Annotated in this window: 18 protein-coding genes; 11 read left to right on the plus strand and 7 right to left on the minus strand. The window is 57.0% G+C overall.

All coding sequences use genetic code 11. The features are described 5' to 3' along the window. Positions 1 to 39 precede the first annotated feature (39 nt). On the minus strand, positions 40 to 1,416 hold the full coding sequence (locus tag BHU62_RS20675; protein ID WP_073534143.1) for an amino acid permease: 1,377 nt from the start codon (positions 1,414 to 1,416) through the stop codon (positions 40 to 42). Positions 1,417 to 2,046: 630 nt separating this feature from the next. Here BHU62_RS20675 and pdhR point away from each other — a divergent pair. The 5 genes from pdhR (at position 2,047) to acnB (ending at position 12,470) form a co-directional block, all read left to right on the plus strand. Further along, positions 2,047 to 2,811, plus strand: a complete 765-nt coding sequence (pdhR, locus tag BHU62_RS20680; RefSeq protein ID WP_004937490.1) for a pyruvate dehydrogenase complex transcriptional repressor PdhR — start codon at positions 2,047 to 2,049, stop codon at positions 2,809 to 2,811. Between the two features lie 166 nt (positions 2,812 to 2,977). Beyond that, positions 2,978 to 5,641 carry a pyruvate dehydrogenase (acetyl-transferring), homodimeric type gene (gene aceE, locus BHU62_RS20685; protein ID WP_073534144.1) on the plus strand — a complete coding sequence of 888 codons (2,664 nt, stop codon included), beginning with the start codon at positions 2,978 to 2,980 and terminating at the stop codon, positions 5,639 to 5,641. 13 nt (positions 5,642 to 5,654) lie between these two features. Then, complete coding sequence (aceF, locus tag BHU62_RS20690; RefSeq protein ID WP_073534145.1) at positions 5,655 to 7,523, plus strand: pyruvate dehydrogenase complex dihydrolipoyllysine-residue acetyltransferase; 1,869 nt, start codon at positions 5,655 to 5,657, stop codon at positions 7,521 to 7,523. A gap of 357 nt (positions 7,524 to 7,880) precedes the next feature. Next, the gene (gene lpdA / locus BHU62_RS20695; RefSeq protein ID WP_033644926.1) at positions 7,881 to 9,305 is read left to right on the plus strand and encodes a dihydrolipoyl dehydrogenase; all 1,425 of its coding nucleotides are present in this window, start codon (positions 7,881 to 7,883) and stop codon (positions 9,303 to 9,305) included. Positions 9,306 to 9,872: 567 nt separating this feature from the next. Continuing rightward, positions 9,873 to 12,470: a bifunctional aconitate hydratase 2/2-methylisocitrate dehydratase gene (acnB, locus tag BHU62_RS20700; RefSeq protein WP_073534146.1), complete on the plus strand. Its 2,598-nt coding sequence runs from the start codon at positions 9,873 to 9,875 to the stop codon at positions 12,468 to 12,470. A gap of 112 nt (positions 12,471 to 12,582) precedes the next feature. On the opposite strand, the gene BHU62_RS20705 is transcribed toward acnB, so the two are convergent. Next, positions 12,583 to 12,876 carry a hypothetical protein gene (locus tag BHU62_RS20705; protein WP_073534220.1) on the minus strand — a complete coding sequence of 98 codons (294 nt, stop codon included), beginning with the start codon at positions 12,874 to 12,876 and terminating at the stop codon, positions 12,583 to 12,585. A 473-nt stretch (positions 12,877 to 13,349) separates the two neighbouring features. Here BHU62_RS20705 and yacL point away from each other — a divergent pair, with 473 nt between their 5' ends. Continuing rightward, on the plus strand, positions 13,350 to 13,712 hold the full coding sequence (gene yacL / locus BHU62_RS20710; RefSeq protein ID WP_004937507.1) for a protein YacL: 363 nt from the start codon (positions 13,350 to 13,352) through the stop codon (positions 13,710 to 13,712). Positions 13,713 to 13,744: 32 nt separating this feature from the next. Here yacL and speD read toward each other — a convergent pair whose 3' ends face one another. The 3 genes from speD to BHU62_RS20725 all read right to left on the minus strand — a co-directional run bounded on the left by speD (position 13,745) and on the right by BHU62_RS20725 (position 15,900). Continuing rightward, complete coding sequence (gene speD, locus BHU62_RS20715; RefSeq protein ID WP_073534147.1) at positions 13,745 to 14,539, minus strand: adenosylmethionine decarboxylase; 795 nt, start codon at positions 14,537 to 14,539, stop codon at positions 13,745 to 13,747. A gap of 25 nt (positions 14,540 to 14,564) precedes the next feature. Continuing rightward, positions 14,565 to 15,428 carry a polyamine aminopropyltransferase gene (gene speE, locus BHU62_RS20720; protein WP_073534148.1) on the minus strand — a complete coding sequence of 288 codons (864 nt, stop codon included), beginning with the start codon at positions 15,426 to 15,428 and terminating at the stop codon, positions 14,565 to 14,567. A gap of 124 nt (positions 15,429 to 15,552) precedes the next feature. After that, positions 15,553 to 15,900 carry a YacC family pilotin-like protein gene (locus tag BHU62_RS20725; RefSeq protein ID WP_073534223.1) on the minus strand — a complete coding sequence of 116 codons (348 nt, stop codon included), beginning with the start codon at positions 15,898 to 15,900 and terminating at the stop codon, positions 15,553 to 15,555. Between the two features lie 217 nt (positions 15,901 to 16,117). Here BHU62_RS20725 and cueO point away from each other — a divergent pair, with 217 nt between their 5' ends. Together cueO and hpt are read left to right on the plus strand one after the other, a co-directional pair. Next, a complete protein-coding gene (gene cueO / locus BHU62_RS20730) occupies positions 16,118 to 17,788 on the plus strand; it encodes a multicopper oxidase CueO (protein WP_073534151.1) in 1,671 nt (556 codons plus the stop codon). A gap of 287 nt (positions 17,789 to 18,075) precedes the next feature. Further along, on the plus strand, positions 18,076 to 18,612 hold the full coding sequence (gene hpt / locus BHU62_RS20740) for a hypoxanthine phosphoribosyltransferase (RefSeq protein ID WP_004937527.1): 537 nt from the start codon (positions 18,076 to 18,078) through the stop codon (positions 18,610 to 18,612). Between the two features lie 37 nt (positions 18,613 to 18,649). Here the strand turns inward: hpt and can are convergent, their stop codons facing one another. Next, positions 18,650 to 19,306 (minus strand): carbonate dehydratase, encoded by a 657-nt coding sequence (gene can, locus BHU62_RS20745; RefSeq protein ID WP_073534155.1) that lies wholly within the window; start codon positions 19,304 to 19,306, stop codon positions 18,650 to 18,652. 210 nt (positions 19,307 to 19,516) lie between these two features. Between can and BHU62_RS20750 the strand changes: the two genes are divergently transcribed. The 3 genes from BHU62_RS20750 to BHU62_RS20760 all read left to right on the plus strand — a co-directional run bounded on the left by BHU62_RS20750 (position 19,517) and on the right by BHU62_RS20760 (position 22,662). Then, positions 19,517 to 20,440, plus strand: a complete 924-nt coding sequence (locus BHU62_RS20750; protein WP_073534157.1) for an ABC transporter ATP-binding protein — start codon at positions 19,517 to 19,519, stop codon at positions 20,438 to 20,440. Further along, positions 20,437 to 21,207: an ABC transporter permease gene (locus BHU62_RS20755; RefSeq protein ID WP_073534158.1), complete on the plus strand. Its 771-nt coding sequence runs from the start codon at positions 20,437 to 20,439 to the stop codon at positions 21,205 to 21,207. Before BHU62_RS20750 ends, BHU62_RS20755 begins: the two co-directional genes overlap by 4 nt. Positions 21,208 to 21,384: 177 nt before the next feature. Next, the gene (locus BHU62_RS20760) at positions 21,385 to 22,662 is read left to right on the plus strand and encodes a polysaccharide deacetylase family protein (protein ID WP_073534159.1); all 1,278 of its coding nucleotides are present in this window, start codon (positions 21,385 to 21,387) and stop codon (positions 22,660 to 22,662) included. A gap of 41 nt (positions 22,663 to 22,703) precedes the next feature. Here BHU62_RS20760 and panD read toward each other — a convergent pair whose 3' ends face one another. Continuing rightward, a complete protein-coding gene (gene panD / locus BHU62_RS20765) occupies positions 22,704 to 23,084 on the minus strand; it encodes an aspartate 1-decarboxylase (RefSeq protein WP_037416822.1) in 381 nt (126 codons plus the stop codon). Between the last annotated feature and the right edge of the window lie 59 nt (positions 23,085 to 23,143).

Consider the following 23,143-nt stretch of genomic DNA (forward strand, 5'->3'; position numbering starts at 1 on the left):
CATCTGCGGGCCGTTTTATTTACTGAGCGGTCACGGGATTCAACGGCTGGTGACGCCGTCGACGCGTTGGCTGCGCTGTTTGATAGCGTAACCGACGGCCAGGATCGCCACCCAAACCGGGATCAGCAGCACCGAGATTTGAATGCCCGGCGTCAGGTACATGATCACCAGAATGCCGGCCATGAACAGCAGGCACAGGTAGTTGCTGAACGGGTACCAGAACGCTTTGAACTTCGGCACCACGCCTTCACGGTTTTTGGCGGCGCGGAACTTCAGGTGCGCCAGGCTGATCATCGCCCAGTTGATCACCAGCGCCGAGACCACCAAGGCCATCAGCAGTTCGAAGGCGCGGCCTGGGATCAGGTAGTTAATCAGCACGCACAGCGCGGTGGCGAGGGCGGAAATGCCGATGGCCACCACCGGCACGCCGCGGCCGTCGACCTTCAGCAGGCTTTTCGGGCCGTTGCCCTGCTGCGCCAGGCCGTACAGCATGCGGCTGTTGCAGTAGACGCAGCTGTTGTAGACCGACAGCGCGGCGGTGAGCACCACGATGTTCAGCACGGTCGCCACTAGGTTGCTGTTCAGCGCGTGGAAGATCAGCACGAACGGGCTGCCACCTTCGACCACTTTGCCCCACGGGTACAGCGACAACAGAATGGCCAGCGAACCGATATAGAAGATCAGGATGCGGTAGATCACCTGATTGGTGGCTTTTGGAATGCTCTTTTGCGGGTTGTCGGCTTCGGCGGCGGTGATGCCGACCAGTTCGAGGCCGCCGAAGGAGAACATGATCACCGCCATCGCCATCACCAGGCCCATGACGCCGTTCGGGAAGAACCCGCCCTGCGCCCACAGGTTGGTGATGGTGGCTTCGGGGCCGCCTATGCCGCTGAACAGCAGGTAGGCGCCAAACACGATCATGCCGATAATCGCCACCACTTTGATGATGGCGAACCAGAACTCCATCTCACCGTAAACTTTGACGTTGGCCAGGTTAATGGCGTTGATCGCCAGGAAGAACACCGCGGCGGAAACCCAGGTGGGGATCTCCGGCCACCAGTACTGTACGTAGATGCCGACCGCGGTCAGTTCCGCCATCGCCACCAGGACATACAGCACCCAGTAGTTCCAGCCGGAGGCGAAGCCGGCGAAGTTGCCCCAGTATTTGTAGGCGAAGTGGCTGAAGGAACCGGCGACCGGCTCTTCCACCACCATTTCCCCCAGCTGGCGCATGATCAGAAACGCGATGAAGCCGCCGATGGCGTAGCCGAGAAGCACTGACGGGCCGGCCATTTTTATTGTTTGAGCGATACCGAGAAATAACCCGGTGCCGATTGCGCCACCTAAGGCGATGAGCTGAATATGGCGGTTTTTCAGGCCGCGTTTCAGCTGGTCACCATGCTGTTGACCATCCATCAATCTAACCCTCTGTCGTTGCGAACGACCACATACTGTAAAGCAGTGGTTACGATGTGTGTTTTGTTTTATTTACGGCGTTATAGCTATTAATTCCACGGTGCCGCTACCGTTTGGCAGAGAATAATGTTATGCGCGTCAGTTTGCACCTGCTTTGTCGTGTGAGTGATTAAGATTGCAGCAGTTTAGGAAACAAAATGCGGGTTGTGTGACGGCGGGGGGGATTCAGTGCATGAAATAAGCAACAAATCACATAATGCGCAAAAATAACGTAGATTCGATCGCTTTGCTGCGCTCAAATAATGAGCGGCAAGGCGCCGGGTTGCTCGCCAAATAGCCATTCATCAAAGCGTAATAACCATGCAATAAAACTCGGGCAAAAAGTTTGCACTCTTCCTTGCGTAAGGTTTGGTAAAAGTTAAATCCCCAACCCGATGCGTAAATGGTAATACCATCACGGCGTTACCGGTTTGCAGCGGGGTTTTCAGCGGGGTGTTAAAATGTGCGGGTAACCTGATTTCGATCAAGGCCCGTATGGACAGGAGGTGAATACTTTGTTACTTTACCGTCACGTTTTTGAAATTGGTATTACCAATTGACTCCGCGCCATTCGCAGAGAAGAATTCACTCATGGCCTACAGCAAAATCCGCCAACCCAAGTTGTCAGATGTTATCGAGCAACAGCTCGAATACCTGATCCTCGAAGGGACGCTGCGCCCAGGCGAAAAATTGCCCCCTGAGCGCGAGCTGGCGAAACAGTTTGATGTCTCCCGTCCTTCTCTGAGAGAGGCCATTCAGCGCCTGGAAGCGAAAGGGCTGCTCCTGCGTCGTCAGGGCGGCGGCACCTTCGTGCAAACTAATCTGTGGCAGAGCTTCAGCGATCCGCTGGCCGAGCTGCTGGCCGACCATCCCGAATCACAGTTCGATCTGCTGGAAACCCGTCACGCGCTGGAAGGCATTGCCGCCTATTACGCGGCGCTGCGCGGCACCGATGAAGATCTGGCGCGTATCCGCGATTGCCACATTGTGATTCAACAGGCTCAGGACAGCGGCGATCTCGACGCCGAAGCCGATGCGGTCATGCAGTATCAAATCGCCGTGACCGAAGCCGCCCACAACGTTGTGTTACTTCACCTGCTACGCTGCATGGGGCCGATGCTGGAACAGAACGTGCGTCAGAACTTTGAATTGCTCTACTCGCGCCGTGAGATGTTGGCAAAAGTGAGCAGCCACCGCGCCGGAATTTTTGAGGCGATTGTGGCACGCGAGCCGGAAAAGGCCCGTGAAGCCTCGCATCGCCACTTGGCGTTTATCGAGGAAATCTTGCTGGATCTCAGCCGGGAGCATACTCGGCGCGAGAGATCGCTACGGCGTCTCCAGCAACGCAAGGATTAAGAGCTGTCCTCTTCAGGGTACACCAGCCTGCGGGGGGTTAAGTTCGAGGTACTTAGTTAAGTACTTAAGCGGCAACTAAACTGATGGGCCTGTCTTCGTGTGTTTTTTCACAGAGCACAGGAAGACAGGCTCCAAACAAACCATTAGACAGATAAGGAATACCACCATGTCAGAACGTTTAAACAATGACGTGGATCCGATCGAAACCCGCGACTGGCTGCAGGCGATCGAATCGGTCATCCGTGAAGAGGGTGTTGAGCGAGCTCAGTTTCTGATTGATCAGGTATTGGGAGAAGCCCGCAAAGGCGGCGTTAACGTTGCGGCCGGTGCTGCAGCGCACAACTACGTCAACACCATCGCGGTAGAAGACGAACCGGCTTACCCAGGCAACCTGGATCTGGAACGCCGCATCCGTTCAGCGATCCGCTGGAACGCGATCATGACCGTTCTGCGCGCATCCAAAAAAGACCTGGAGCTGGGCGGCCACATGGCTTCCTTCCAGTCTTCCGCGACCTTCTACGAAGTCTGCTTTAACCACTTCTTCCGCGCACGCAACGAGAAAGACGGCGGCGACCTGGTGTACTTCCAGGGCCACATCTCTCCGGGCGTTTACGCGCGTGCCTTCCTTGAAGGCCGCCTGACCGAAGAACAAATGAACAACTTCCGTCAGGAAGTGCACGGCAACGGCCTGTCCTCTTACCCGCATCCTAAGCTGATGCCGGAATTCTGGCAGTTCCCGACCGTGTCCATGGGCCTGGGCCCAATCAGCGCCATCTACCAGGCGAAGTTCCTGAAATATCTGGAACACCGCGGCCTGAAAGACACCTCTGAGCAAACCGTTTACGCCTTCCTGGGCGACGGTGAGATGGATGAGCCGGAATCCAAAGGCGCCATCACCATCGCGACCCGCGAGAAGCTGGACAACCTGGTGTTCGTCATCAACTGCAACCTGCAGCGTCTGGACGGCCCGGTTACCGGCAACGGCAAGATCATCAACGAACTGGAAGGCATCTTCTCCGGCGCAGGCTGGCAGGTGCTGAAAGTGATCTGGGGCGGCCGTTGGGACGAACTGCTGCGTAAAGACACCAGCGGTAAACTGGTTCAGCTGATGAACGAGACCCTGGACGGCGACTACCAGACCTTCAAATCCAAAGACGGCGCTTACGTGCGCGAGCACTTCTTCGGCCGTTATCCGGAAACCGCGGCGCTGGTCAAAGACATGACCGACGACGAAATCTGGGCGCTGAACCGTGGTGGTCACGATCCGAAGAAAATCTTCGCTGCACTGAAAAAAGCGCAGGACACCAAAGGCAAACCGACCGTTATCCTGGCCCACACCATCAAAGGTTACGGCATGGGTGAAACCGCGGAAGGTAAAAACATCGCTCACCAGGTGAAGAAAATGAACATGGAAGGGGTTCACCACTTCCGCGATCGTTTCAACGTGCCGGTTGCCGATGCTGACATCGAAAAACTGCCGTACATCACCTTCGAGAAAGAGTCCGAAGAGTACAAATACCTGCACGAACGTCGCCAGGCGCTGAAAGGCTACGTGCCGACCCGTCTGCCGGAGTTCACCCAGAAGCTGGAAATGCCGGCGCTGGAAGATTTCAGCTCGCTGCTGGAAGAGCAGAACAAAGAGATCTCCACCACTATCGCCTTCGTGCGTGCCCTGAACGTGATGCTGAAGAACAAGTCGATCAAAGATCGCCTGGTGCCAATCATCGCCGACGAAGCGCGTACCTTTGGTATGGAAGGTCTGTTCCGTCAGATCGGTATCTACAGCCCGAACGGCCAGCAGTACACCCCGCAGGACCGTGAGCAGGTTGCTTACTACAAAGAAGACGAGAAAGGCCAAATCCTGCAGGAAGGCATCAACGAACTGGGCGCAGCGTCTTCCTGGCTGGCCGCAGCGACGTCCTACAGCACCAACGATCTGCCGATGATTCCGTTCTACATCTACTACTCGATGTTCGGTTTCCAACGTATCGGCGACCTGTGCTGGGCAGCGGGCGACCAACAGGCGCGCGGCTTCCTGATCGGCGGGACTTCGGGCCGTACTACCCTGAACGGCGAAGGTCTGCAGCACGAAGATGGCCACAGCCACATTCAGTCTCTGACCATCCCTAACTGCATCTCTTACGATCCGGCTTACGCGTACGAAGTGGCGGTCATCATGCACGACGGTCTGGTGCGCATGTATGGCGAGAACCCAGAGAACGTGTACTACTACCTGACCACGCTGAACGAAAACTACCACATGCCTGCGATGCCGCAGGGTGCGGAAGAAGGTATCCGCAAGGGTATCTACAAGCTGGAAACGCTGGAAGGCAGCAAAGGCAAGGTACAGTTGCTGGGCTCCGGTGCGATCCTGCGCCACGTGCGCGAAGCTGCGCAGATCCTGGCGAAGGACTACGGCGTGGGTTCCGACACCTACAGCGTGACCTCGTTCACCGAACTGGCGCGCGACGGCCAGGATTGCGAGCGCTGGAACATGCTGCACCCAACCGAAGCGCCACGCGTGCCTTACATCGCTCAGGTGATGAGCGACGCGCCGGCGGTAGCGTCTACCGACTACATGAAACTGTTCGCCGAGCAGGTTCGTACTTATGTGCCGGCCAGCGATTATCGCGTACTGGGCACCGACGGCTTCGGTCGTTCGGACAGCCGCGAAAACCTGCGTCACCACTTCGAAGTCGATGCGTCCTACGTGGTGGTTGCTGCTCTGGGTGAACTGGCTAAACGCGGTGAGATCGAAGCTTCTGTGGTTGCTGATGCAATCAAGAAATTCAACATCAACCCAGAAAAAGTTAACCCGCGTCTGGCCTAAGAGGTACTGAATAATGTCTATCGAAATCAACGTACCGGACATCGGTGCAGATGAAGTCGAAATCACCGAGATTCTGGTGAAGGTCGGCGATAAAGTTGAAGCGGAACAATCGCTGATCACCGTGGAAGGCGACAAGGCTTCCATGGAAGTGCCATCCCCGCAGGCGGGCGTGGTGAAAGAGATCAAAGTAGCGGTCGGCGATAAAACCGAAACCGGCAAACTGATCATGATCTTCGAAGCGGCGGGCGCAGCTCCGGCGGCGAAAGCGGAAGAAAAACCGGCGGCCGCTGCTGCTGCCCCGGTTGCCGCTGCGGCCAAAGACGTTGCCGTGCCGGACATCGGCGCCGACGAAGTCGAAGTGACCGAGATCCTGGTGAAAGTGGGCGATAAGGTGGAAGCCGAGCAGTCCCTGATCACCGTGGAAGGCGACAAGGCTTCCATGGAAGTGCCTGCGCCGTTCGCGGGCACCGTGAAAGAGATCAAGATCGCGACCGGCGACAAAGTGAAAACCGGTTCCCTGATCATGGTGTTCGAAGTGGCCGGCGCCGCTTCCGCTGCGGCCCCGGCTGCGGCGCAAGCCCCTGCCGCTGCTGCAGCACCTGCGGCCTCTGCGGCGAAAGACGTCGCGGTGCCGGATATCGGCGGCGACGAAGTCGAAGTGACCGAAGTGATGGTTAAGGTGGGCGACAAGGTTGCCGCCGAGCAGTCTCTGATCACCGTGGAAGGCGACAAGGCTTCTATGGAAGTGCCTGCACCGTTCGCAGGTACCGTGAAAGAGATCAAGATCGCGACCGGCGACAAAGTGAAAACCGGCTCCCTGATCATGGTGTTCGAAGTGGAAGGCGCTGCGCCTGCCGCTGCTCCAGCCGCTAAAGCGGAAGCTGCGCCGGCTCCGGCCGCTGCTAAAGCCGCCGCACCGGCTGCGAAAGCCGACGACAAAGGCGAGTTCGCCGAGAACGCGGCATACGTGCACGCGACCCCGGTCATTCGTCGTCTGGCGCGTGAATTCGGCGTTAACCTGGCGAAAGTGAAAGGCACCGGTCGTAAAGGCCGCATCCTGCGCGAAGACGTTCAGACTTACGTGAAAGACGCGGTGAAACGCGCTGAAGCGGCCCCGGCGGCTGCCGGCGGCGGTCTGCCAGGCATGCTGCCATGGCCGAAAGTGGACTTCAGCAAGTTCGGTGAGATCGAAGAAGTCGAAATGGGCCGCATCCAGAAGATCTCTGGCGCGAACCTGAGCCGCAACTGGGTGATGATCCCACACGTGACTCACTTCGACAAAACCGACATCACCGATCTGGAAGCGTTCCGCAAACAGCAGAACGACGAAGCGGCCAAGCGCAAGCTGGACGTGAAGTTCACGCCTGTCGTGTTCATCATGAAAGCCGTCGCTGCCGCTCTGGAGCAGATGCCGCGCTTCAACAGCTCGCTGTCCGAAGATGGCCAGAAGTTGACGCTGAAGAAATACATCAACATCGGCGTGGCGGTAGATACCCCGAACGGCCTGGTGGTTCCGGTGTTCAAGGACGTGAACAAGAAGAGCATCACCGAGCTGTCTCGCGAACTGATGGCCATCTCCAAGAAAGCGCGCGACGGCAAGCTGACCGCGGGCGAGATGCAGGGCGGCTGCTTCACCATCTCCAGCCTGGGCGGTATCGGGACGACTCACTTCGCGCCGATCGTCAACGCGCCGGAAGTGGCTATCCTGGGCGTCTCCAAGTCTTCCATGGAGCCGGTCTGGAACGGTAAAGAGTTCATGCCGCGCCTGATGATGCCGATGTCGCTGTCCTTCGACCACCGCGTTATCGACGGTGCCGATGGTGCACGCTTCATCACCATCATCAACAACATGTTGTCCGACATTCGCCGTCTGGTGATGTAATGCAAAAGGGGCGCAGCATGCTGCGCCCCTGACGATTCAGTAGCAGTTTTGTCGGATTTTGCATAACTCGACAAAATTGTTGAGACACGGGTCACTCGAACACGCTTTGCAGATTATTAACAATTCTGTAAACTGCTCGCGGTGTAAGCGTCCCGGTGGATGAAGGGCGTTATGAGATCGATTAATAATATGCCCTAAATAATTGGAGTTACATCAAGGCGGCAAGCGAGTGAGTCCCGCTGAGCTTACGCCAGTAAGTGATTCGGGCGAGCGAACGCAGCCAACACAGATGTAGCTTCAAGTATGACGGGTATAAAATGACGTCTGACCCGCCGGACAATCAATTAAGAGGTCATGATGAGTACTGAAATTAAAACTCAGGTCGTGGTACTTGGGGCGGGCCCGGCAGGTTACTCTGCAGCCTTTCGTTGCGCTGACTTAGGTCTTGAAACCGTTCTGGTTGAACGTTATTCCACTCTGGGTGGGGTTTGCCTGAACGTGGGATGTATCCCTTCCAAAGCACTGCTGCACGTTGCCAAAGTGATCGAAGAAGCCAAAGCGCTGGCCGAACACGGCATCGTTTTCGGTGAGCCGAAAACCGACATCGACAAAGTGCGCGTCTGGAAAGAAAAAGTCATCACTCAGCTGACCGGCGGTCTGGCTGGCATGGCTAAAGGCCGTAAAGTGAAAGTGGTCAACGGCCTGGGCAAGTTCACCGGCGCTAACACCCTGGTTGTGGAAGGCGAAAACGGCCCAACCACCATCAACTTCGACAACGCCATCATCGCTGCAGGTTCTCGTCCGATCCAACTGCCATTCATTCCTCATGAAGATCCACGCGTGTGGGATTCTACCGATGCGCTGGCGCTGAAAACCGTCCCAGAGCGTCTGCTGGTTATGGGCGGCGGCATCATCGGCCTGGAAATGGGCACCGTATACCATGCGCTGGGTTCACAGATCGACGTCGTTGAAATGTTCGATCAGGTTATCCCGGCGGCAGATAAAGACGTGGTGAAAGTCTTCACCAAACGTATCAGCAAGCAGTTCAACCTGATGCTGGAAACCAAAGTGACTGCGGTAGAAGCCAAAGAAGACGGCATCTACGTCACGATGGAAGGTAAAAAAGCGCCGGCAGAACCACAGCGTTACGACGCGGTGCTGGTGGCGATCGGCCGCGTGCCGAACGGCAAACTGCTGGATGCCGGCAAAGCCGGTGTTGAAGTTGACGAGCGTGGCTTCATCAACGTCGACAAACAGCTGCGCACCAACGTGCCGCACATCTTCGCTATCGGCGATATCGTCGGCCAGCCGATGCTGGCGCACAAAGGCGTGCACGAAGGCCACGTTGCCGCAGAAGTTATCGCCGGCATGAAGCACTACTTCGACCCGAAAGTGATCCCATCCATCGCTTACACCGAGCCGGAAGTGGCATGGGTGGGTCTGACCGAGAAAGAAGCGAAAGAGAAAGGCATCAGCTACGAAACCTCCACCTTCCCGTGGGCGGCTTCCGGCCGTGCGATCGCTTCCGATTGTGCAGACGGCATGACCAAACTGATCTTCGACAAAGAAACTCACCGCATCATCGGTGGTGCGATTGTCGGCACCAACGGCGGCGAGCTGCTGGGTGAAATCGGTCTGGCTATCGAGATGGGCTGCGACGCGGAAGACATCGCGCTGACCATCCACGCTCACCCGACCCTGCACGAATCCGTGGGCCTGGCGGCGGAAATCTACGAAGGCAGCATCACCGATCTGCCTAACCCGAAAGCCAAGAAGAAGTAATTCTGCTGGCCTGACCGGTTAACAAGCGGCTCCTGAAAAGGGGCCGTTTTTTTTTGCTCGGATCAGAAGGCGGTTTTTTTGTGTCCGCCACGCCAAATTTCGAACGCAATGCTTATATCCATTTTTATTGTATGGATATAATGACTCGCTTGTCCGGCTGAATGCCGTCGTTCGTCGCCATTGGCTTGCCGCCCCGGTTTGCCTGACCGGCAGCCGATTACGCTGCGCTCAACGATTCAGCAAAGATTTAATGTTGCTTTTATGTGAACGAATTAACAACCGTTTCAAATCCTGATATGCTGGCTGAGCGGAACCGGGCACTGTACCTTACAGTCCAGGACATCGACAGCAGTGCCCCGTCAGGATAGATGGCATCAATATCGCCGTGCGCTCTACCCATCAGTCTTTCATGCTGCAACGCTGTTTGACCGTGCTCGTTTGCCCCAATCACTTTTTCGGGGTCTTTACCGGCCGATCGCCTAGCCACAGCATGAAACCCCAAGGGTATAAACCCGGTTTGCATATACGCCAGGCACAATAAATGACAATGAGAGCGAGGAGAACGTCGTGCTAGAAGAATACCGTAAGCACGTAGCCGAGCGTGCTGCTGAGGGCATCGCCCCTAAGCCGCTAGACGCCACCCAAATGGCCGCGCTGGTCGAACTACTGAAGAATCCGCCAAAAGGCGAAGAAGAATTCCTGTTAGACCTGCTGATTAACCGTGTTCCACCGGGCGTCGACGAAGCCGCCTACGTCAAAGCAGGTTTCCTGGCGGCCATCGCCAAAGGTGAAGCGACATCCCCCCTGGTTACCCCCGAGAAAGCCATTGAATTGTTAGGCACCATGCAGGGCGGCTATAACATTCACCCGCTGATCGACGCCCTGGACAGCGAAAAGCTGGCACCCATCGCCGCGAAAGCGTTGTCCCATACGCTGTTGATGTTCGACAACTTCTACGACGTGGAAGAGAAGGCCAAGGCCGGTAACCCGCACGCCAAGCAGATCATGCAGTCCTGGGCCGACGCCGAATGGTATCTGTCGCGCCCTGAGCTGGCGGAAAAGATCACCGTCACCGTGTTCAAAGTCACCGGCGAAACCAACACCGACGACCTTTCTCCGGCGCCGGACGCCTGGTCGCGCCCGGACATCCCGCTGCACGCCCTGGCGATGCTGAAAAACGAACGTGAAGGCATCGTGCCGGATCAGCCGGGCAGCGTCGGCCCGATCAAACAGATCGAATTGCTGAACAAGAAAGGCTTCCCGCTGGCCTACGTCGGCGACGTGGTCGGCACCGGTTCCTCCCGTAAATCCGCCACCAACTCCGTGCTGTGGTTTATGGGTGACGACATCCCGCACGTGCCGAACAAGCGCGGCGGCGGCGTGGTGCTGGGCGGCAAGATTGCGCCAATCTTCTTCAACACCATGGAAGACGCAGGCGCATTGCCGATCGAAGTGGACGTGTCCGAGCTGAACATGGGCGACGTGATCGACGTTTACCCGTACAAAGGCGAAGTGCGCAACCACGAAACCGGTGCGCTGATTGCCAACTTCGAACTGAAAACCGACGTGCTGCTGGATGAAGTGCGCGCCGGCGGCCGTATCCCGCTGATCATCGGCCGTGGCCTGACCACCAAGGCGCGCGAAGCGCTGGGTCTGCCGCACAGCGACGTGTTCCGCATCGCCAAGCCGGTTGCCGCCAGCAGCAAAGGCTTCTCGCTGGCGCAGAAAATGGTCGGCCGCGCCTGCGGCGTCGCCGGCATTCGCCCTGGCGAGTACTGCGAACCGAAGATGACCTCCGTCGGTTCTCAGGACACCACCGGCCCGATGACTCGCGACGAGCTGAAAGATCTGGCCTGCCTCGGCTTCTCCGCCGATCTGGTGATGCAGTCGTTCTGCCACACCGCCGCATACCCGAAACCGGTCGACGTGACCACGCACCACACGCTGCCCGACTTCATCATGAACCGCGGCGGCGTCTCGCTGCGTCCGGGCGACGGCGTGATCCACTCCTGGCTGAACCGCATGCTGCTGCCTGACACCGTCGGCACCGGCGGCGATTCCCACACCCGCTTCCCGATCGGCATCTCCTTCCCGGCCGGTTCCGGTCTGGTGGCGTTTGCCGCGGCAACCGGCGTGATGCCGCTGGATATGCCTGAGTCTGTGCTGGTGCGCTTCAAAGGCAAAATGCAGCCGGGCATCACCCTGCGCGATCTGGTGCACGCCATCCCTTACTACGCAATCCAGCAGGGTCTGCTGACCGTAGAGAAAAAGGGCAAGAAAAACATCTTCTCCGGCCGCATTCTGGAGATCGAAGGCTTGCCGGATCTGAAGGTCGAGCAGGCATTTGAGCTGACCGATGCGTCCGCCGAACGTTCCGCCGCCGGTTGTACCATCAAGCTGGACAAGGCGCCGATCGAAGAGTACCTGAACTCCAACATCGTGCTGCTGAAGTGGATGATCTCCGAAGGCTACGGCGATCGTCGTACGCTGGAGCGCCGTATTCAGGGCATGGAAAAATGGCTGGCGGATCCGCAGCTGCTGGAAGGCGACGCGGATGCGGAATACGCGGCGGTGATCGACATCGATCTGAATGAGATCAAAGAGCCGATCCTGTGCGCGCCGAACGATCCTGACGATGCACGCCTGCTGTCCGACGTGGCCAACAGCAAAATCGATGAAGTGTTCATCGGTTCTTGCATGACCAACATCGGCCACTTCCGCGCTGCCGGCAAACTGCTGGATCAGCACAAGGGCCAACTGCCGACCCGTCTGTGGGTGGCGCCGCCAACCAAGATGGATGCGGCTCAGCTGACCGAAGAAGGCTACTACAGCGTATTCGGCAAGAGCGGTGCGCGTATCGAAATCCCTGGCTGCTCGCTGTGCATGGGTAACCAGGCGCGCGTAGCGGACGGTGCGACGGTGGTTTCCACCTCGACCCGTAACTTCCCGAACCGTCTGGGGACCGGTGCCAACGTCTATCTGGCGTCTGCCGAACTGGCCGCCGTAGCGTCCCTGCTGGGCCGCCTGCCGGCGCCGGACGAGTACCAGACCTATATGGCGCAGGTCGACAAGACGGCGGCGGATACCTACCGCTACCTGAACTTTGACCAGCTGGGGCAGTACACCGAAAAAGCCGACGGCGTGATCTTCCAGACCGCGGTTTAATTCAGCGTCAATTCCATGCAGCGGGGCCCTTTTCAGGGCCCCGTTTTTTTGTCATCAGAGTTCGCAACGTTTTTATTCCTGCGGCGAAAACATCCCGCACAAAGCCGGCCCGCTATTTTTTAAAGATTTCCACATGGATATCTTTGTGGTCGCTTTCTTTCCCCGTGGCGGCGACGATCCGGTAGAAGCAGTCTTGACTACTCAGTCCACTGAGCTCATTGCATTTTTTATCAATGGCGGCGGCAAAGGCTTCCGGCCCGATGGTGGGCACGCCGGTTTGCTGGATGGAGAGATCGCCAAGTTTAGTGTAATTAGCTGATTCTTCTAGGGTAATTTGATTGGCGGCGAACGCCGATGCAGAGAACATTATGATGCTCAGTGCGATAATGGAAGTGATGTATTTCATGGCACACATCCTGAGCGTGGTGATAGGTATGAAGGAGGTGAAAACACCTCTGGCCGTTATCGAACACAATTCGACCTCCTTTATTTAAAAGCTAATAGATATTGGCGGGATGTCAATGCGGTGAAGAGCGACAGTAAATGAATAATGTGTTTGATTTAAAATGAAAATATCTATCCAGTTAAAGATAATGAAATACATCTTCACGGTCTTTACATGATTTAAATGGATAGCGCGTTGCCCGTTGATGTTCGCAGATTTTTTCGCATGGTGAGTGCGCGCCGTGCGGCTTTTATTCTCTCTGATCCCTACCCTGATTGAGCGCGATCCGCTGGCGTCTTCCCATCGCCGCCGCAAGCGGCTATATTGCGCGCCGCCGACGTTTTATTTTGCTGAGTTGCCAACTTTGCGAGCGCTCACTGAGTTAGCAATCAATTTATGTTTACACTAAGAGAAAGGGCTCAGGAGGGCATGCTATGGATTACGAATTTCTGCGTGACGTAACCGGTCAGGTGATCGTCAGATTTTCGATGGGGCATGAAGCGATTGGCCACTGGATCAACGAAGAAGTCAAAGGCGATTTCAACCTGCTGGACCGTATTGAAGCCGGTGCGGCCGAGGTGAAAGGCAGCGAACGTCAATGGCAGCTGGAAGGCCATGAATATACACTGCTGATGGATGGTGAAGAAGTGATGATCCGCGCCAATCAGTTAGAGTTCGAGGGCGATGAGATGGAGGAGGGGATGAACTACTACGACGAAGAAAGCCTCTCATTCTGCGGCGTTGAGGATTTCCTGCTGGTGTTGAAGGCCTATCGTTCTTTCATGCTGAAGTACTAAGTATTAGGGCGCGGTGTGCCGCGCCCTTTCCATCACAAATGCGGGATGTTGCGGCCGTAATAGATTTCCTGCATCTCTTTCCACAGCAGAGCGGTGATCTGCTCGCGTTCGACGGCGTTCAGCGCTTTTTCTTCTGCGTTGAACAGGTAGTGCTTCAGATCGAAATCCTTCAACAACATCTTGGTATGGAAGATGTTTTCCTGATAAACGTTCACGTCCATCATGTGGTACAGCGACTTGATGTCTTCCGACATAAAGTTCTGGATCGAATTGATCTCATGATCGATGTAATGCTTCACGCCGTTCACGTCGCGGGTAAAGCCGCGCACGCGATAGTCCATGGTGACAATATCGGATTCCAGCTGGTGGATTAAGTAGTTCAGCGCCTTGAGGGGCGAAATCACGCCGCAGGTCGAGACTTCGATGTCGGCGCGGAAGGTACACAACCCGCCTTCCGGATGGCTCTCTGGATAGGTGTGTACGCAGATATGGCTCTTGTCCAGGTGCGCGACGACCGTGTCCGGCAGCGGGCCCGGATGTGCCGACGTATCGACGCCTTGCGGATCGATCGGCTCTTCGCTGACCAGAATGGTGACGCTGGCGCCCTGCGGCTCGTAGTCCTGACGTGCGATGTTCAGAATGTTGGCGCCGATGATCGAGCAGGTTTCGCTCAGGATCTCGGTGAGCCGGTTGGCATTATACTGTTCGTCAATGTAGGCGATATAGCCGTCGCGGTCGTCTGCGGTTTTGGCGTAACAAATATCGTAAATACAAAAACTCAGGCTCTTGGTCAGGTTGTTGAAGCCGTGTAGTTTGAGCTTATGCAATTGGGGTCGCCTCCTTTCTTCCCGCTTAACGTGTTACGTCCAGGGCATTGAGCAAATACTGTGGTAGGGCAAAACTGCCAATGTGAATTGCCGGGTTGTAATAGCGGCACGTTAAGCCGCCCTGATTAAAGCGCTGTTGCAAGGTAGGCAGATCGAGCCGACGCAGCGCCGGGTTCTGGCTCGCCCAGGCGAAGATCATGCTGCCGCCGTAATAGGTTGGGATCGCCGCCTGATAGAAGCTGACGTCGGTAAAGTAGCGGCTCAGTTTGGCGTGGTTGTTGACCGCCTCGTCCTGTTGCAGGAAACAGACGCCGTTCTGTGCGACGAAAATACCGTCTTCGTTCAAGCAGCGGGCGCAACCTTCATAAAATGCCGAGGTGAACAGGCTTTCGCCCGGGCCGATGGGATCGGTGCAGTCGGAGATGATCACATCGAACTTTTCGTCGGTTTGATTCACGAAGTTGACGCCGTCGTCGATCACCAGCTTGAAGCGCGGATCGTCATAGGCGCCGGCGTTGTGGTTGGGCAGATATTGGCGGCAGAATTCCACTACCCCGGCGTCGATTTCGACCATGGTAATCTGCGCCACGCCTGAATGTCGGCTGACTTCGCGCAGCATGCCGCCGTCGCCGCCGCCGATGATCAGCACTTTCTTCGCCCGGCCATGCGCCAGCAGCGGCACGTGGGTCAACATTTCGTGGTAGATGAACTCGTCACGCTCGGTGGTTTGCACCACGCCGTCGAGCGCCATTACGCGCCCTAAAGCCGAGTTTTCAAAGATCACCAGTTCCTGATGGTCGGTCTTCTCGCGATATAGCACCTTCTCTACCGAGAAGTGCTGACCGAGGCCGGTATGCAGCGTTTCGTACCAAATTTCTTTCTGGGTCATGTGCGGGAAACTCCGTAATAACAGCCATGAAAAATCGGCGCAACATAATAGCTAACTCTGCCTGGCGATGCACGGTTGACATTCAGACAGAGAAAGCGAGCGGAAGACGGGGAAGAGGGCGGGATTAATTGGCGTAGGCCAACAGGCTCAGCGAGTCGCGCGCCAGTGATTTGCACTTTTTAGGCGTTGGAATGGCGATGCCGCTGAGATCGCGATAGCTGTCTTCGCCCAGCGCTTTCATATTAAAGCTATTGTAGTTGCTCAAATCCCAGCGGTTTTGCTGAGCGAAATACACAATGGCGCGCTTGATTTGCGCATTTGGCAAGTCGTTGTAGCCGCAATCATTTTTCAAATAAATAAATACCGCCGTCAGATCGGCCAGATCTTCCGCCTCGGATTCATTCAGCGCCAAACTGGTGTTGGAGAAGCCCAGCATCGCCAGCAACAGCATCGATAACGTTGTTTTTTTCATCATGAAATAGGCCTGTTTGTTGTCAACTGACGTTACCACACTTGCCTGTAACGGCACCAAATTTTATTGCTTCCCGCCCGGTTGAACGCCCGTAGACGGCGCTCTCTTGATTGTGAGACATAGCTTAAAATAGCGCCAGGAATGGCTTGACCTTCCGCCAGGGGGAAGGTTTAGGCTGACGACGTTGAGTTATGTCACTGAGAAAAGGGAGTCAGCGATGTTACGCCGTGATTTTATCAAATTGACCGCCGCGCTGGGCGCGGCGAGCGCACTGCCGTTATGGAGCCGTGCAGCCTGGGCGGCCGATCGGCCGGCCTTGCCGGTGCCCGCGCTGTTGACGCCGGATGCGCAGGGAAAGATTGCGCTGGCGCTGCAGGCGGGGGAAACCCGCTGGTTGCCCGGCGCCGCCACCAAAACCTGGGGATTCAACGGGGCGCTGCTCGGGCCGGCGGTGAAGCTGCAGCGCGGTCGGCCGGTGACGGTTGATATCAAAAACAATCTGGCGGAGGCCAGCACTGTGCACTGGCACGGCCTGGAGATCCCAGGCGACGTCGATGGCGGCCCGCAGGCGCTGATCAATCCTGGCGTCACGCGCACGGTGAAGTTCACCGTCGATCAACCGGCGGCCACCTGCTGGTTCCACCCGCACACGCACGGTAAAACCGGCAGCCAGGTCATGATGGGGTTGGCGGGGTTGGTGCTGCTGGAAGATGAAGAGAGCGCCAAACTGCCGCTGCCGACAACCTGGGGGCAGGACGATATTCCGGTGATCCTGCAAGATAAGCGGCTGGGCAAAGATGCACAGATCGAATATCGCCTGGACGTGATGAGCGCGGCGGTAGGTTGGTTTGGCGATCGTATGTTCACCAACGGCGCGCAGTATCCGCAACACCTGGCGCCGCGCGGTTGGCTGCGCCTGCGTTTCCTCAATGGTTGCAACGCCCGCTCGCTGAATTTGGCAGCCAGTGATAATCGTCCGCTGTACGTCATCGCCAGCGATGGCGGTTTCCTGGCGGAGCCGGTGAAACTGACAGAGCTGCCGATGCTGATGGGGGAACGCTTCGAAGTGCTGGTGGATGCCTCTGACGGGAAAGCGTTCGATATCGTGACGCTGCCGGTGAAGCAGATGGGCATGACGCTGGCGCCGTTTGATCAGCCGCTGCCGGTGTTGCGCATTCAGCCGTCGCTGGCCCAGGGCATTAAAACCATGCCGGACAGCCTGGTGAAACTGCCGACGTTGCCCGCCACCACCGGCATCCAGGAGCGTTGGCTGCAACTGATGATGGATCCGCTGCTGGATATGCTGGGCATGCAGGCGCTGATGGCGCGTTATGGCCACCAGGCGATGGCCGGCATGAGCATGAATCATGGCGCGATGGGCGGCACAGACATGAAAGGCATGGAGAAGGGCGGCATGCAGGGCATGGACCATGGCAACATGGGCAACATGGGCAACATGGGCAACATGAAGGGCATGGATCATGGCAATATGGCCGGTATGGATCACGGCGGCGCGCAGGGCAAAGCCAAACCGTTCGACTTCAGCCACGCTAATATGATCAACGGCAAGGCCTTCGATATGACCAAACCGATGTTCGCCGCCAAACGGGGCCAGTATGAAAAGTGGACCATTTCCGGTGAGGGCGACATGATGCTGCACCCGTTCCATATTCATGGCACCCAGTTCCGCATCTTGTCGGAAAACGGCAAGCCACCGGCGGCGCATCGCAGCGGCTGGAAGGACACGGTGCGCGTCGAAGGTTGGCGCAGCGAAGTGCTGGTGCGCTTCGACCATCCCGCCAGCAGCGAGCATGCGTACATGGCCCACTGCCACCTGCTGGAGCATGAAGATACCGGCATGATGATGGGCTTCACCGTCGCCGATTGATCGCGGCTCCGCGCTCATGTGGCGGCGCGCTCGCGTCGCCACCGCTTGGTTCAAGGAAAGGAAGCCGTTACCGGCCAGGCAGGGTGAACGGGACGTGTGAAAGGGTCGTTCATCCTAATTACATCGTGGTTTACCGCGTGCTGGCTGCACATAGTGGAATAGTGGGTGTCCTCCACGCTCGTCAGGAATACCCTCAATAAGAAAAACTCCCCTGTCCGGGAGAGAGGCAAGTCGTAACGGCCTATGCTAAACTCTGCGCCTTTCTTCCGGCAACTGACCTGAATACTATGAAACACACTGTAGACGTAATGATTTCCGAGCAGGAAGTTAAGACCCGTATCGCCGAACTTGGCCGCCAGATCACCGAACATTACCGCGATAGCGGCAGTGATATGGTGCTGGTCGGGCTGCTGCGCGGCTCCTTCATGTTCATGGCCGATCTGTGCCGCGCAATCGAAGTGCCGCACGAAGTCGACTTTATGACGGCCTCCAGCTACGGCAGCGGCATGTCCACCACCCGTGACGTGAAGATCCTCAAGGATCTGGACGAAGACATCCGCGGCAAAGACGTGCTGATCGTGGAAGACATTATTGATTCCGGCAACACGCTGAATAAAGTGCGCGAGATCCTGGCGCTGCGTGGGCCGAAGTCGCTGGCGATTTGCACCCTGCTGGACAAACCTGAGCGCCGTGAAGTGCAGGTGCCGGTCGAATATGTCGGCTTCTCGATCCCGGATGAATTCGTGGTGGGGTATGGCATCGACTACGCTCAGCGCTACCGCCACCTGCCGTACGTCGGCAAAGTGGTGCTGCTGGACGAATAATCGATTTGGGGCGCGGCAAGCCGCGCCCGCGGCGGGATTATAAGCCTTTATCCTGCTTCAGTTTGGCTATCGCCTTGCGGTAGCCCATTTCCAGGCTCTCGCGGCTGGTGGCCAGCACTTCCATGTCACGCAGGCGGCCGTCCTGAATGCCGTACACCCAACCGTGGATCATCACCTTCTGGCCGCGCTTCCAGGCGGACTGCATGATGGTGGAGTGACCCAGGTTGTACACCTGCTCAATGACGTTGATCTCGCACAGCATGTCAAAACGCTGTTCAGGCGGCAGTTCGCCCAGCAGCGAGCTGTGCTTGTACCATAGGTCGCGAATGTGCAGCAGCCAGTTGTTGATCAAACCCAGCTCAGGGTTTTCCACCGCGGCCTGTACGCCGCCGCAGCCCAGGTGGCCGCAGATGATGATGTGTTCGACTTCCAGCACATCCACCGCATACTGCACTACCGACAGGCAGTTAAGATCGGTGTGGATAACGAGGTTCGCCACGTTGCGGTGGACGAACAGTTCACCCGGCTCGAGGCCGGTCAAGCGTTCTGCGGGAACGCGGCTGTCAGAGCAACCAATCCATAAGAAGCGGGGCTTTTGCGCCTGGGCTAAACGTTCAAAAAATTCCGGGTCTTCCTGACTGATTTTGGCCGACCAGGCCTGGTTGTTGGCGATAAGCTTTTCGATTTCTTTCATGGAGGTTATTGACCTGTAACGAACAGATTGCGTTGGAGTAATATAGGGCAAGCGTCACAATTTGGAAATCGGAACAGTGGTGCAGCCTCATTTTCCGCACGGATTCGACTCAGTGAAAACGCCGCCGATGCTAGGATTATCGTTAGCGTTTCAAGCCTCGCAAACAGGGGCGCGGCGGCATACTCATCGTCATAAGGTACTCTTTTACATATGAATTATGCACTGGAATTAGCGCAGTTGACCAAGACATACGCCGGCGGCGTCAAGGCGTTGCGCGGCATCGACCTGAACGTCGAGGCGGGGGATTTTTATGCCCTGCTGGGGCCAAACGGCGCCGGAAAATCCACCACCATCGGCATTATCAGTTCGCTGGTGAATAAAACTGCCGGCAGTGTGCGGGTGTTCGGTTACGACATCGATAAAGACATCGTCAACGCCAAACGCCAGCTCGGCCTGGTGCCGCAGGAGTTCAACTTCAACCCGTTTGAGACCGTGTTGCAGATCGTGGTGAACCAGGCCGGTTACTACGGCGTGACGCGGCGAGAAGCGATGGCGCGTGCGGAAAAATACCTCAATCAGCTGGATCTGTGGGGCAAGCGCAATGAGCGCGCTCGTATGCTGTCCGGCGGCATGAAGCGCCGTTTGATGATCGCCCGCGCGTTGATGCACCAACCGAAGCTGTTGATCCTCGATGAACCGACCGCCGGGGTGGATATCGAGCTGCGCCGTTCGATGTGGGGCTTCCTGAAAGAGCTGAATGCACAGGGCACCACCATCATCCTCACCACGCACTATCTGGAAGAGGCGGAGATGCTGTGCCGCAATATCGGCATCATCCAGAACGGGGAGCTGGTGGAAAACACCTCGATGAAGGGGCTGCTGGCCAAGTTGAAGTCGGAAACCTTCATTCTCGATCTGGCGGCGAAGAGCCCGCTGCCGAAGCTGGAGGGCTACCACAGCCGCCTGACGGATACCTCTACGCTGGAAGTGGAAGTGATGCGCGAGCAGGGGCTGAACGGCCTGTTCGCCCAGCTGAGCGCACAAGGCGTTCAGGTGCTGAGCATGCGCAACAAGGCGAACCGCCTGGAAGAGCTGTTTGTCACCCTGGTTAACGGTAATGGAGAGAAAGCATGACGCGTTTGTATTGGGTGGCCTTGCAGAGCATCTGGGCCAAAGAGGTGAACCGCTTCGCGCGCATTTGGATCCAGACCCTGGTGCCGCCGGTGATCACCATGACGCTGTACTTCATCATCTTCGGCAACCTGATCGGCTCGCGCATCGGCGATATGCACGGCTTCAGCTATATGCAGTTCATCGTGCCCGGTTTGATCATGATGGCGGTGATCACCAACTCTTACGCCAACGTCGCGTCGTCGTTCTTCAGCGCCAAGTTCCAGCGCAATATTGAGGAACTGCTGGTGGCACCGGTGCCGACCCACGTGGTGATCGCCGGCTATGTCGGTGGCGGCGTGGCGCGTGGCATTTGCGTCGGCCTGCTGGTGACGGTGATTTCACTGTTCTTCGTGCCGCTGCAGGTGCACGCCTGGTGGGTGATTGCGCTGACGCTGTTGCTGACGGCGATCCTGTTCTCGCTGGCGGGGCTGATCAATGCGGTGTTCGCCACCACCTTCGACGACATTAGTCTGATCCCGACCTTCGTGCTGACGCCGCTGACTTACTTGGGCGGGGTGTTCTACTCGCTGTCGCTGCTGCCGCCGTTTTGGCAGGCGGTGTCCAAGCTGAACCCGATCGTCTATATGATCAGCGGCTTCCGCTACGGTTTCCTCGGCATCAACGACGTGCCGCTGGCGTTCACCATGGCGGTGCTGGTGGCGTTTATCGCGGTGTTCTACCTGCTGTCCTGGTACCTTATCGAGCGCGGCCGCGGTCTGCGCAGCTGATTGTACTGCGCCCTCGCTTTCCTGGCGGGGGCGCTTTTATTGATTTAGCGCAGGCGGCGCGTAAATCAATAGAATCGCTCAAATAACCGCTAGTTCCCCGCTGTTCAAATCGTGCTATGCTGACGCTCCACATTTCCTTCACTTTTGTCATTACGCACTCGTAAGCAGAACAACATCATGCGGCTTCAATACAAGATAGCGGCTGGGTTACTCGGCATTCTGATGTCGGTGGTTTCCCCTGTGAGCCTGGCGAATCTGCTGTCGAAAGACAGCGCGGTTAAATCTGAATACATGGAAGCGCAGCGCGATAGCGAAGTCTATGCGCTGATCGGCGAGCATGTCATCCCGGTAGGAGAAGTGAAGCGCGGGCAGCTGATCCAGGTGTTCCCGGCGGATGCGGAATACTATGAGTTCAAGTTCGGGCACGGCACCGGCTTTATCGATAAGGGCGACGTGCGTGAGCTGAAGAAGTCGCGCAAGGTGCAAGACGATCTGGGCGAGCTGAACAAGCCGTTGACCAACCAGAATCTGATCACCCAGAAGGCGACGAACGTATACACTGCTGCGGACAAGGACAGCGAGGTCTTCGGTTCGCTGGAAGGTAACCTGCGCTATCCGATCATCGGTAAGCTGAAGGATCGGCTGAACAATACCTGGTACGAGGTCAACATCGGCGATCGACTGGGGTACGTCAATGAACTGGACTGCGAGATCGACACCGGCATACCGGTGCTGACTTATCACCATCTGCTGAAAAACGAAGAGAACAAGCGCTTCCGCCACACCTCGACCACCACCTCAGACGTGGCGTTCAGCAACCAGATGACCTATCTGAAGCAGGCGGGCTATGACACTATTTCGCTGTATCAGCTGGAAGCCTACCTGAAGAACCAGATCAATCTGCCGGGCAAAGCGATTGTGCTGACCTTCGACGACGGGCTGAAATCGGTCTATCGCTACGCTTATCCGGTGCTGAAAGATTACGGTTTCCGCGCCACGGCGTTCATCATTTCTTCGCGTATCAAGCGCCATCCGCAGAAGTGGAATCCGGATTCGCTGCAGTTTATGAGCATCTCGGAGCTGAAGCAGATCCAGGACGTGTTCGACGTGCAGTCGCATACCCACTTCCTGCACCGCACCGACGGCAATCGCCAGCCGATTTTGCTGAGCCGCTCGCTGCACAACATCGAGTTCGACTTTGAGCGCTCACGCCGCGCGTTGTCGCAGTTCAACCCGCACGTGCTGTATCTGTCCTACCCGTTTGGCGGCTACAACCAGCGGGGGATTCAGGCGGCGCAAGATGCCGGCTTCCATATGGCGGTGACCACGGTGCAGGGGAAGGTTAAACCGGGGGATAACCCCTATACGCTGAAGCGGCTGTATATACTGCGCACCGACTCGATCCAGACCATGGCGGATCGGATAGCCAATAAACCGGGCACGATGGTGCAGTAAGGGTAAGGAAGAACGGGCGCGTCAGGCGCCCGTTTTGACTGTCAGGCGACCTGAACCGGCACGGCTTTCGCCTTGCGCTGCAGGTTGTTGTCACCTTCGAAGTAGGCGACTTTAGGGTGGTGTTGGCGGGCGTCGGCGTCGCTCATTTGCACATAGGAGCAGATGATCAGTTTGTCGCCCACGCAGGCGCAGCGCGCGGCGGCGCCGTTGACCGAAATGATGCGCGAACCGCGCTCGGCGGCGATGGCGTAAGTGGAGAAGCGCTGGCCGTTATCCACGTTGTAAATATCGATCGCTTCATATTCCAGAATGCCGGCGGCCTCCAGGAAGTCCTGGTCGATGGCGCAGGACCCTTCATAGTGCAAGTCAGCCTGAGTGACTTTGACGCGATGCAGCTTGCCTTGCAGCATAGTACGTATCATAGCTTTACCTAACTGAATATCGGCCTTCACAGGCGCTGGGGTTGAACATCTTTCCTGCA

The organism is Serratia marcescens, assembly GCF_001902635.1.
Taxonomy (GTDB): Bacteria; Pseudomonadota; Gammaproteobacteria; order Enterobacterales; family Enterobacteriaceae; genus Serratia; species Serratia marcescens_F.

Coding starts and splice junctions, on each gene's coding strand:
- BHU62_RS20675 (WP_073534143.1), bottom strand. CDS start 1,416: ATGGATGGTCAACAGCATGGTGACCAGCTGAAACGCGGCCTGAAAAAC.
- pdhR (WP_004937490.1), top strand. CDS start 2,047: ATGGCCTACAGCAAAATCCGCCAACCCAAGTTGTCAGATGTTATCGAG.
- aceE (WP_073534144.1), top strand. CDS start 2,978: ATGTCAGAACGTTTAAACAATGACGTGGATCCGATCGAAACCCGCGAC.
- aceF (WP_073534145.1), top strand. CDS start 5,655: ATGTCTATCGAAATCAACGTACCGGACATCGGTGCAGATGAAGTCGAA.
- lpdA (WP_033644926.1), top strand. CDS start 7,881: ATGAGTACTGAAATTAAAACTCAGGTCGTGGTACTTGGGGCGGGCCCG.
- BHU62_RS20705 (WP_073534220.1), bottom strand. CDS start 12,876: ATGAAATACATCACTTCCATTATCGCACTGAGCATCATAATGTTCTCT.
- yacL (WP_004937507.1), top strand. CDS start 13,350: ATGGATTACGAATTTCTGCGTGACGTAACCGGTCAGGTGATCGTCAGA.
- speE (WP_073534148.1), bottom strand. CDS start 15,428: ATGACCCAGAAAGAAATTTGGTACGAAACGCTGCATACCGGCCTCGGT.
- BHU62_RS20725 (WP_073534223.1), bottom strand. CDS start 15,900: ATGAAAAAAACAACGTTATCGATGCTGTTGCTGGCGATGCTGGGCTTC.
- cueO (WP_073534151.1), top strand. CDS start 16,118: ATGTTACGCCGTGATTTTATCAAATTGACCGCCGCGCTGGGCGCGGCG.
- hpt (WP_004937527.1), top strand. CDS start 18,076: ATGAAACACACTGTAGACGTAATGATTTCCGAGCAGGAAGTTAAGACC.
- can (WP_073534155.1), bottom strand. CDS start 19,306: ATGAAAGAAATCGAAAAGCTTATCGCCAACAACCAGGCCTGGTCGGCC.
- BHU62_RS20750 (WP_073534157.1), top strand. CDS start 19,517: ATGAATTATGCACTGGAATTAGCGCAGTTGACCAAGACATACGCCGGC.
- BHU62_RS20755 (WP_073534158.1), top strand. CDS start 20,437: ATGACGCGTTTGTATTGGGTGGCCTTGCAGAGCATCTGGGCCAAAGAG.
- BHU62_RS20760 (WP_073534159.1), top strand. CDS start 21,385: ATGCGGCTTCAATACAAGATAGCGGCTGGGTTACTCGGCATTCTGATG.
- panD (WP_037416822.1), bottom strand. CDS start 23,084: ATGATACGTACTATGCTGCAAGGCAAGCTGCATCGCGTCAAAGTCACT.